The sequence below is a fragment of the bacterium genome (assembly GCA_026708055.1).
In the GTDB taxonomy this organism is placed as follows: Bacteria; Actinomycetota; Acidimicrobiia; order Acidimicrobiales; family CATQHL01; genus VXNF01.
Genome location: JAPOVS010000075.1, coordinates 113,714 through 123,550, shown reverse-complemented (window position 1 = coordinate 123,550; position 9,837 = coordinate 113,714). Strand labels below are relative to the sequence as shown.

The 9,837-nt window shown below is 71.0% G+C and carries 9 protein-coding genes; all 9 read left to right on the top strand.

Annotated features, from left to right (window positions below):
* Positions 1-30: 30 nt before the first annotated feature.
* Positions 31-597 (top strand): NADH-quinone oxidoreductase subunit B, encoded by a 567-nt coding sequence (locus tag OXG55_16235; GenBank protein ID MCY4104785.1) that lies wholly within the window; start codon positions 31-33, stop codon positions 595-597.
* A gap of 4 nt (positions 598-601) precedes the next feature.
* Positions 602-1,105 carry an NADH-quinone oxidoreductase subunit C gene (locus OXG55_16230; protein ID MCY4104784.1) on the top strand — a complete coding sequence of 168 codons (504 nt, stop codon included), beginning with the start codon at positions 602-604 and terminating at the stop codon, positions 1,103-1,105.
* Complete coding sequence (nuoD, locus tag OXG55_16225) at positions 1,102-2,370, top strand: NADH dehydrogenase (quinone) subunit D (protein MCY4104783.1); 1,269 nt, start codon at positions 1,102-1,104, stop codon at positions 2,368-2,370. The genes OXG55_16230 and nuoD overlap by 4 nt, the downstream gene beginning before the upstream one ends.
* An 85-nt stretch (positions 2,371-2,455) precedes the next feature.
* A complete protein-coding gene (gene nuoF / locus OXG55_16220; GenBank protein ID MCY4104782.1) occupies positions 2,456-4,420 on the top strand; it encodes an NADH-quinone oxidoreductase subunit NuoF in 1,965 nt (654 codons plus the stop codon).
* The gene (gene nuoG / locus OXG55_16215) at positions 4,417-6,933 is read left to right on the top strand and encodes an NADH-quinone oxidoreductase subunit NuoG (protein ID MCY4104781.1); all 2,517 of its coding nucleotides are present in this window, start codon (positions 4,417-4,419) and stop codon (positions 6,931-6,933) included. The genes nuoF and nuoG overlap by 4 nt, the downstream gene beginning before the upstream one ends.
* On the top strand, positions 6,930-8,171 hold the full coding sequence (gene nuoH / locus OXG55_16210; protein ID MCY4104780.1) for an NADH-quinone oxidoreductase subunit NuoH: 1,242 nt from the start codon (positions 6,930-6,932) through the stop codon (positions 8,169-8,171). The genes nuoG and nuoH overlap by 4 nt, the downstream gene beginning before the upstream one ends.
* A complete protein-coding gene (gene nuoI / locus OXG55_16205) occupies positions 8,168-8,794 on the top strand; it encodes an NADH-quinone oxidoreductase subunit NuoI (protein ID MCY4104779.1) in 627 nt (208 codons plus the stop codon). The genes nuoH and nuoI overlap by 4 nt, the downstream gene beginning before the upstream one ends.
* A complete protein-coding gene (locus tag OXG55_16200; GenBank protein ID MCY4104778.1) occupies positions 8,794-9,456 on the top strand; it encodes an NADH-quinone oxidoreductase subunit J in 663 nt (220 codons plus the stop codon). The genes nuoI and OXG55_16200 overlap by 1 nt, the downstream gene beginning before the upstream one ends.
* Before the next feature lie 70 nt (positions 9,457-9,526).
* Positions 9,527-9,829, top strand: a complete 303-nt coding sequence (nuoK, locus tag OXG55_16195; GenBank protein ID MCY4104777.1) for an NADH-quinone oxidoreductase subunit NuoK — start codon at positions 9,527-9,529, stop codon at positions 9,827-9,829.
* Positions 9,830-9,837 lie beyond the last annotated feature (8 nt).

The window sequence follows — 9,837 nt, the reverse complement described above, 5'->3', positions numbered from 1 at the left end:
CTCGGCGCCGCCTACGGCGGGCTCGCGGAGTTGCCCCACAATTTCGCCACCGGCCGCCTCGAGGAGGTCGTGAAGTGGTCCCGAGCGCGCAGCTGCTGGCCGGCCACGTTCGGGCTGGCCTGCTGCGCCATCGAGATGATGGCCACCGGCGGCCCGCACTACGACATCGCCCGCTACGGCATGGAGGTGTTCCGGGCGTCGCCGAGGCAGGCCGACCTCATGATCGTGGCCGGGCGGGTGTCGCAGAAGATGGCGCCGGTCCTGCGACAGATCTACGACCAGATGATGGCGCCCAAGTGGGTCATCTCGATGGGCGTCTGTGCCTCCTCGGGTGGCATGTTCAACAACTACGCCATCGTGCAGGGGGTGGACCAGGTGGTGCCGGTGGACGTGTACGCGCCCGGCTGCCCACCCGGCCCGGAGACCCTGCTGCACGCCATCCTCACGCTGCACGGCCTGATCCGCAGCGGCGAGCTGACGCGTCGCCGCGAGGATGCCGCGGGCGCCGGTGCAGGCATCATCGTCGAGCAGCGCGACGGCCAGACGGCCACCCGGATGGTCGTCAGCCCCAGGCGCGGCCGCTTCGGCCGGGGGTGAGGCGATGGCGTCATCCCCCCCGGAGGGGGTAGCCGACCTCGGCGTCCCCGTCAGCACCGATCCTGCCGCCGCACCGGTGCTGCATCCCCGGCTGGCGGAGCTGCTGGAGGTCGCCGAGGCGCTGCGCGACGCCGGCTACCGCCAGTGCCTCGACGTCTGCGCCGTGGACTACCTGGGTGCCGAGTCCAGGACGGATCTCCCCGATGAGGTGGTTCCCCAACGGTTCGAAGTGGTCGTCACCCTCATCTCCCACCAGCGGCGCGACCGGGTGCGGCTGCGGGTGCAGGTCCCCGCGGAGGATCCGCGCCTGCCCACGTTGTTCGACCTGTTCCCGGGCGCCGAGAACCCCGAACGGGAAGCGTTCGACATGTTCGGCATCGCCTTCGACGGGCATCCGGACATGACCCGCATCCTGATGCCCGAGGACTGGGACGGCCATCCCCTGCGCAAGGACTACGCCGTCGGGATCGTGCCCGTGCGGTTCAAGGCGGCCGGGGACACGCGGTGAGTGCCGAAGCCCCTCCGACCCCGGGACGCGTCTACGCCCGCGGCGGCGGGCCCGTGCTGCGCCTCAGCGAGTCGGAGGCCGAAACGGCGGAGCCCTCGGCGCCCGAGCGCATGATCATCAACATGGGTCCCCAGCACCCGTCCACGCACGGGGTGCTGCGGCTGCTGCTGGAACTCGACGGCGAGACGGTGACCCGCTGCAAGCCGATCATCGGCTACCTGCACACCGGCATGGAGAAGACCGGCGAGACGCTGACCTACCTGCAGGGGCCCACCAACGTCACGCGCATGGACTACGCCTCGCCGCTGTTCAGCGAGCTGGCCTTCGCCACCGCCACCGAGATGCTGCTCGGCCTCGAGCTCCCGCCCCGTGCCGTCTGGATCCGCATGTTGATGTGCGAGTTGAACCGCATCAGTTCGCACCTGCTCTTCCAGGCCACCAATGGGATGGACCTGGGGGCGGTGTCGATGATGCTCTACGGCTGGCGCGAGCGCGAGGAGGTGCTGCGCCTGCTGGAGACGATCACCGGCCTGCGCATGAACCACAACTACATCCGCCCCGGCGGCGTGGCGGCCGACCTGCCCGACGGCTGGCGCGATGACGTCCTGCGGCTCTTGGACCCCATCGGTGGCCGTCTCGACGAGTACGACGCGCTGCTGACCGGCCAGCCCATCTGGCGGGAGCGGCTGCAGGGCGTGGGCGTCATCAGCGCGGAGGAGTGCCTGGCGCTGGGCGTCACGGGGCCGATCCTGCGCAGCACCGGCTACTCCTGGGACCTGCGCCGCCACATGCCCTACCTGGACTACGACCTGCTGGACTTCGACGTGATCTGCGGCAGCTACGGCGACTCGTTCGACCGCTACGCCATCCGCCTGAACGAGATCCGCGAGTCCGTCCGGCTGGTCCGCCAGATCCTCGAGGGAATGCCCTCGGGCGACTACCGCGTCCAGGACAAGAAGGTCACCCCGCCCCCGCGGGGGCGCATCGACGAGTCCATGGAGGCCCTCATCCATCACTTCAAGATCTTCACCGAGGGGTTCAAGGTGCCCGCCGGTGAGGTGTACGCGGCGGTGGAGTCGCCCCGCGGGGAGTTGGGCTGCTACATCGTCAGCGACGGCGGCCCCAAGCCGCTGCGCATGCACATCAGGGCGCCCAGCTTCATCAACCTGCAGGCCCTGCCGTACATGCTGGAGGACCGCCTGGTGGCCGACGCGGTGGCCATCATCTCCTCGGTGGATCCCATCATGGGTGAGGTGGATCGCTGATGGCGTGCCTCGGTCCCATGACGGGCCTTGTGGTGGCGATCATCTCCTCGGTCGATCGCCGCACTATCAGCGAGGTCGACTGCTGATGGCTCGTCTCAGCGACGAGAACGTCAAGCTGGCCGCCGAGATCATCGGGCGCTACCCCGTTGCGCGCTCGGCCCTCATCCCGCTGCTGCACGTGGCCCAGGCCCAGGACGGCCATGTCAGCACCGAGGCGATGGAACACATCGCCGAGCTGATCGGCACGACACCGTCGGAGGTGCTCAGCACCTGCTCGTTCTATGAGATGTTCAAGCGCTCGCCCGGCGGCACCTACCGCCTGAACATCTGCCGGGGAATCAGCTGCCACCTGCGCGGCGCCGACGAGCTGATCGAACACGCAAGCGAGTCGCTGGGCGTCCCCGTTGGCGGTACGACCGCCGACGGGAAGATCACCCTGGAGGCGGTGGAGTGCGTGGCGGCCTGTACAGAGGCGCCCTGCCTGCAGGTGAACTACCGCTACGTCGGCGACGTGGCGATCGAGGACTTCGACCAACTCGTCAGCGAGCTGCGCAACGGCGGTCGCCCCGACGTGCCGCCCCACGGCACTGTGGCCACGGTGCGCCAGCAGATCCCGCCCAAGCGCGCCGCCGGGGCCTCGCCGCCGTCCGCCGACGGGCCGCCGGCCTGGTGGGAGCGCCACCAAGCCGCCACCGAGGGCAACGGCGCGGGCTCGCTGCCGGAGGTGGCGCCCGCCGACCCCTCCGAGATGATCGTGACCTCCCGGCGGGACCTCACCGACGGCCACACCCTCAGGGGCTACCTCCGCACCGGCGGCTACGAGGGCCTGCGCCGGGCGCTGGCCGCAGCGCCGGCCGCGGTGCACGCCGAGGTGAGAGCGGCCAGCCTGCTGGGACGCGGCGGCGCTGGCTTCCCGGCGGGGGTGAAGTGGGGCTTCTGCCCGCCGAAGGTCTGGCCGCGCTACCTGGTGGTGAACGGCGACGAGAGCGAGCCCGGCACCTACAAGGACCGCCTGCTCATGGAGCTCGACCCGCACCAGCTCATCGAGGGGTGCCTCATCGCCTGCTACGCGCTGGGTCTCTCGCAGTGCTTCCTGTACGTGCGCGGCGAGATGGCGCTGGCGGCCGAGCGCCTCGCCGCCGCGCTCAACGAGGCCTACGCAGCGGGGTACGTGGGCTCGGGTATCTGCGGCAGCGACTTCGGCACCGACATCGTGCTGCACTCCGGCGCCGGCGCCTACATCGTGGGCGAGGAGACGGCACTCATCGAGAGCCTCGAGGGCAACCGCGGCATGCCCCGCCTGAAGCCGCCGTTCTTCCCGGCGGCGGTGGGGCTCTACGGGCGACCGACCATCGTCAACAACGTGGAGACGCTGGCGAATCTGCCGTGGATCGTGACCCACGGGGCGGCGGCGTTCGTCGACCGGGGAGCCGAGCAGTCGGCGGGCACCCGGGTGTTCGCGGTGTCGGGCCACGTCCGCAACCCCGGCGTCTTCGAGGTGCCCTTCGGCACGACGACGTTCAGGGAGATCATCTGCGACGAGCGCTACGGCGGCGGCATCCGGGACGGCCGCGACCTCAAGGCCTTCATCCCGGGCGGCGCCTCGGCCCCGTGGTTCACCACCGAGCACCTGGACCTGCCGCTGGAGAAGGCCACCGTGGACGCCGCCGGTTCGATGCTGGGCTCGGGTGCCATCGTCGTCATGGACTCCACCACCGACATTCCCCGGGCCTGCCACAACCTGGTGCGGTTCTTCGCTCGCGAGTCCTGCGGGAAGTGCACGCCCTGCCGCGAAGGCACCAGCTGGCTGGAGGTCATCCTGGAACGCATCCTGGCGGGTCGGGGCCGTCCGGGCGACCTGGACCTGCTCACCGACGTCTGCGACAACATCAGCCCCGGCCTCGCCTGGCCGCCGCGCATGACCACCATCTGCCCGCTGGGCCCGTCGGCCGCCTCGCCCATCGTCTCGGCGCTGCGGGACTTCCGCGCCGAGTTCGAGGCCTACCTGCCGCGCCGGATCCCGGTGGCGGCGGCGCCTCCGGTGTCATGAGCGAGACCCCGGTGCGCATCACCGTCGACGGCGTCGAGATCGACGCCGCGCCCGGGCAGCTGCTCATCGACGCCTGCGAGGCGGCAGGCACCTATATCCCGAGGTTCTGCTACCACCCGCGGATGCGGCCCGTGGGCATGTGCCGCATGTGCCTGGTGGACGTGGACACCGGCCGCGGCCCCGCCCTGGCGCCGTCGTGCATGCTCACGGTGAGCGAGGGCATGGTCGTGGACACCGCCAGCGATGCCGCCCGCAAGGCGCAGGACGGCGTGCTGGAGTTCCTGCTGGTGAACCACCCCCTGGACTGCCCCGTCTGCGACAAGGGCGGCGAGTGCCCGCTGCAGGATCAGACCATGGCCTATGGCCCGGGGGAGAGCCGCTTCGTGGAGGAGAAGCGCCACTTCGACAAGCCGCTGCCGATCAGCGACCTGGTCTACCTGGACCGGGAGCGTTGCATCCTCTGCGACCGCTGCACCCGCTTCGCCGACGAAGTGGCCGGCGAGCCCCTCATCGGCTTCCAGGGACGCGGCTACCACACCGAGGTGAACACCTTCCCGGATCGACCGTTCGACTCGTACTTCAGCGGCAACACGGTGCAGATCTGCCCCGTGGGAGCGCTCACCGCCCGCCCCTACCGGTTCCGGGCGCGGCCCTGGGACCTCACCGAGATGGTCTCCACGTACCCCAACGCCACCGGCGACAGGGTCTCGGTCCACGCCTCGCGCAACCGCCTGCTGCGCATCCAGGGCGTCGACTCCGAGGCGGTGAACCACGGCTGGCTGGCCGACCGTGACCGCTTCAGCTTCGAGGCCGTCCACAGCCCGGGACGCCTGCTGGAGCCGCTGCTGCGCAGCGACGGCGACCTCGTCCCGACCTCGTGGTCGGCGGCCCTGGACGCCGTCGCCGGGGCCACCGTCGAGGCGCTGGGTCGCAACGGGCCCTCCTCGGTGGCCGTGGTGGGCGGCGCCAGGCTCTGCAGCGAGGATCAGTACGCCTGGGTGAAGCTGGCCAAAGGCGTCATCGGCACCGACAACGTCGACGCCCAACTCGGCGACGGCCTGCCGGCCGAACTGGTCTGTGCCCTGCCGCGCGCCACGATCGCCGACGCCTGCCGGCCCGGCGGTGTGGTGCTGACGCTGGCAGGCGACCTCCGGGAGGAGTTCGGCAGCCTCTTCCTGCGCCTGCGCGGGGCAGCCGATTCCGGCGCCGCCACGCTCGTGGAGATGTCTCCGCTGGCGACCGGTCTCACGCCGCTGGCCCGCCACTCGCTGCGTGTCCGCCCCGGTGACGCCGACATGATCGCCGAGGCCATCCTGGATCCCCCCCAGGGTGTCGCCCTCGCCGGGATCGCCACCGAGGACCTGCGTGCCGCCGCGGCTCTGTTCGCCGAGAATCCGCTGACCGTGCTGGTCGGCCGCAGTTCGGTGGCGGAGTCGGCGATCCCGACCGCCGCGGCCGCGCTGCGCCTGGCCCGCGCCTTCCCGCACGCCCGCTTCCTGCCGTTGCTACGGCGGGGCGCCGCGGCGGGCGCCATCGACGCCGGGCTGGCGCCGGGATTGCTGCCGGGTCGCACGTTGCTGGAGCAGGCCGGCGCCCACTACGACGCAGCCTGGGGCGCGGTGCCCGCCCAGCGGGGTGCCGACGCCGCCGGCATCCTGGTCGCCGCCGCCGCGGGACGCGTCGACGTGCTCTTCCTGCTCGGCGCCGACCCTCTGGCGGACTTCCCCGACAGGGAACTGGCGCGGCGGGCGCTGGAGAGGGTCCGAACGGTGATCGCCGTCGACACCTTCGGCACCGCATCGGTGCGGCGTGCCGACGTGGTCCTGCCGGCGGTGATGTTCGGCGAGCGCGCCGGCACGCACCTCAACGTCGAGGGTCGCGCCACCGCCGAGACCCGGCAGGTGACCCCGCCGCCACAGTGCCGGCGGGACTGGGAGATCGCGGCCGAACTGGCGCTGCGGCTCGGGTCGGACTTGCAGATGACCTCGCCCGGCGAGGCGTGGGCCGAACTGGCCGAACTCTCGCCGCTGCACGCCGGAGCCAGTTGGGACGAGGTGCGGGCCCATCTCGACGGGGTGCTGCTCCCGCTTGCCGGCGGCAACGGCGCCGGGGCGACCGCCGACGGGCTGCCGCCACGTCTCGGTCTCGACGACGTGCGGCTTCCGGCCGCGCAGGTCGTGGCATTCGACCGCTACTCCTACCGGCTGGTTGCCGATCGCAGGGCCTACGACGCCGGCACCGTCACCGCCAACTGCCCGTCGCTGGCCGCCTTCGCTCGGCCCGCTGATCTGCGGCTGAACCCGCGGGACTTCGAGCGCCTGGGCTGCGGCCCCGACGAGCTGCTGCGGGTCAGCTCGCCGGCCGGAGCCATCTCGGTGGCGGCGTCGCCCGACGAGCGGGTCCCCAGCGCGGTCGCGGCCCTCACGGTCAACTCCGGCGGCGCTGATCCCGGCGAGCTCATCGACGTCGACGCGGCGGTGTGCGAGATCAGGGTGGAGCCGCCGATCTCATGAACGTGCTCGCCCTGGATCCGGCCTACATCGGCGGTTTCGGTCTCGACGAGGCGCTCATCCTGATCATCAAGGTGGTGGCCGCCTTCGCCATGCTGATGGTGGCGGTCATGCTGATGATCTGGTTCGAGCGCAAGCTCATCGGCGACATGCAGAACCGCATCGGGCCGGCGCTGGCGGGACCGTGGGGGATCCTGCAGACCCTGGCCGACGGGGTGAAGCTCTTCTTCAAGGAGGATCTGGTCCCCGCCCGCTCGGACCGCTTCGTCTACAAGCTGGCACCCTATCTGTCGCTGGTGCCCGCCTTCCTGGTGTTCACCGTCGTGCCGGTGGGCGGAAACTTCACGACCGGCGACGGCACGGTGAGCTGGTGGGGGAACACCACCTACCTGCAGGTGGCCGACCCGCACATCGGGATCCTGCTGGTGCTGGCCATGTCCTCCATGGCCGTCTACGGCGTGATGCTGGCGGGCTGGTCCTCGGGCTCCAAGTACCCGCTGCTGGGCTCGGTGCGGGCCTCGGCGCAGATGGTCTCCTACGAGGCCGCCCTGGGCCTGTCGCTGGCCGCCGTGCTGCTGCAGTCCGGCAGCCTCTCCACCCACGACATCGTGGCCGACCAGAGCGGCTACGACTGGAACCTCTGGGTCACCGGCATCGTGCCGTTCGTGGTGTTCCTGGTGGCGGCCACCGCGGAGTTGAACCGTCCGCCGTTCGACATGGTGGAGGCCGAGCAGGAGCTGGTGGGGGGCTTCCATACCGAGTACAGCTCCATCCGCTTCGCGCTGTTCTTCCTGGCCGAGTTCATGAACGTCATCACGATGTCGGCGATCATCGTGACGCTGTTCCTGGGCGGCCCCGACGGTCCGATCCTCGTCGAGGGGGTGGACTGGCTGTGGGGGATCATCTGGTTCTTCCTGAAACTGATGGTGTTCCTGTTCGTGTTCGTGTGGCTGCGGGCCACGCTGCCCCGGCTCCGCTACGACCAGCTGATGGACATGGGCTGGAAGGTGCTCATCCCGCTGTCTCTGGGTTGGCTGCTGTTCCTGGGCGCCCTCAGCATCGGCCGCGACCGGGGCTGGTCGGAGGCCGCGGTCATCGTGGTGAGCGTGGCGGCACTGGCCACCGGCGGCTTGGTGCTGCGGACCGCCGTCCGGGCCGGCCGGGCGCAGCGGCAGGTCGACGAGGCCTCCGAGACCGGCGAGGCCGCCGGTCAGCCGGCGCAAGGGGGTCGGAAGCGATGAACTTCTTCGGCGGGTTCCGGGTGACCTTCGCCAAGCTCTTCGAGAACCGTGTCACCTCGCAGTACCCCACCGTGAAGCGCCCGAAGCCCGAGCGCTTCCACGGCCGCCACGTGCTGGGACGCTATGAGGACGGCATGGAGCGCTGCATCGGCTGCGAGCTCTGCGCCGGCGTCTGCCCGGCCCGCTGCATCCATGTGCGCGGCGCCGACAACCCACCTGACAGCCCGGTGGCCCCCGGCGAGCGCTACGGCTACGTCTACGAGATCAACTACCTGCGGTGCATCCACTGCGACCTGTGCGTGGAGGCGTGCCCCACCGAGGCCATCACCGAGTCGAAGCTCTTCGAGTTCTCCTTCACCTCGCGCGACGACGCGGTCTACACCAAGGACGAGCTGCTGGTGGGCGACGACGGGAGGCCCCGGCGGCTGCCCTGGGAGGACTGGCGCCCCGGCGACGACGAGCACACCTCGGGCTGGATGCGGGCGACGTCCCCGTCGGGTTCGGCCGCCTGGGAGGGTCGGGCTGCCTGGTCCGCCGAGTTGGGGTACGGGGTGCGAGCCCCCGAGCAGGGACAGTCCGCCGAGACAGGCCCCGGCACACCCGACGAGGAACCCGCCGGCTGATGGAAATCGCCGTCTTCGCGGTCTGTGCCGCCATCGTGATCGGTGGCGCGCTCGGGGTCATCGTGACCCGGCATCCGGTACACGCCGCCCTGTCTCTGGTGGCGACGCTGTTCGGGATAGCCGTGCTGTTCCTGACGCTCGACGCCCAGTTCCTGGCCGCCGTGCAGGTCATCGTCTACGCCGGCGCCATCGTGGTGCTGTTCCTTTTCGTCATCATGCTCCTGGGGGTCGACCGGGTCGAGAACCTGCGGACCGAGCCGCTCGGCGGGCAGCGCCCGCTGGCGGCCGGCCTCGGCGTGGCCGTGCTGGTGCTGGCGCTGCTGTTCACCATTGCGGCGAGCTCCGGCGGCTTCGGCGGCGAGGGGGTGGCCACCGGGCAGCCGGCCGCGGTGGCGCCTGAGTTCGACAGCTGTACCGGCGTTCCCAAGGCCCTGGAGGACTCCGCGCCGCTGGTCGCGGCCTGTGACGGCCCCGAGCCCATCTCCAATATCCGCCAGGTGGCCTGGTGGGTGTTCACCGACTACGTCTGGGCCTTCCAGCTGACCGGTCTGCTGCTCACCGTGGCCGTTGTGGGTGCGGTGGTCTTGGCGCGCCAGCGCGGCGGTTCCGGAGGCGAGGGCGACGAGTCCGTGCCCGACACGGCTCCCGAGGCGGTCGGGTGATGGCCCCCCGGAGGCACGGTCCTGATGGCCCCGGAGGCACGGTCCTGATGGCCCCGGAGGCACGATCCTGATGGTCGCTACGGGCTGGTACCTGGCGCTGGCCGCGGTGGTCTTCGCGCTCGGCGCCGTGGGGCTGCTGGTGCGGCGCAACCCGCTGATCATGTTCATGTGCGTCGAGCTCATGCTCAACGCCGTCAACCTGACCTTCGTGGCGTTCGGCCGCGACCTGGCCGACCTGGGCGGCCAGGTGTCGGTGTTCTTCGTGCTCGTGGTGGCGGCGGCCGAGGTGGTGGTGGGGCTGGCCATCGTCGTGGCGATCATGCGCCGCCGCGCCGGTGCCACCGCCGACGACGTGTCGATCCTGCGCGGCTGAGGCGGGTC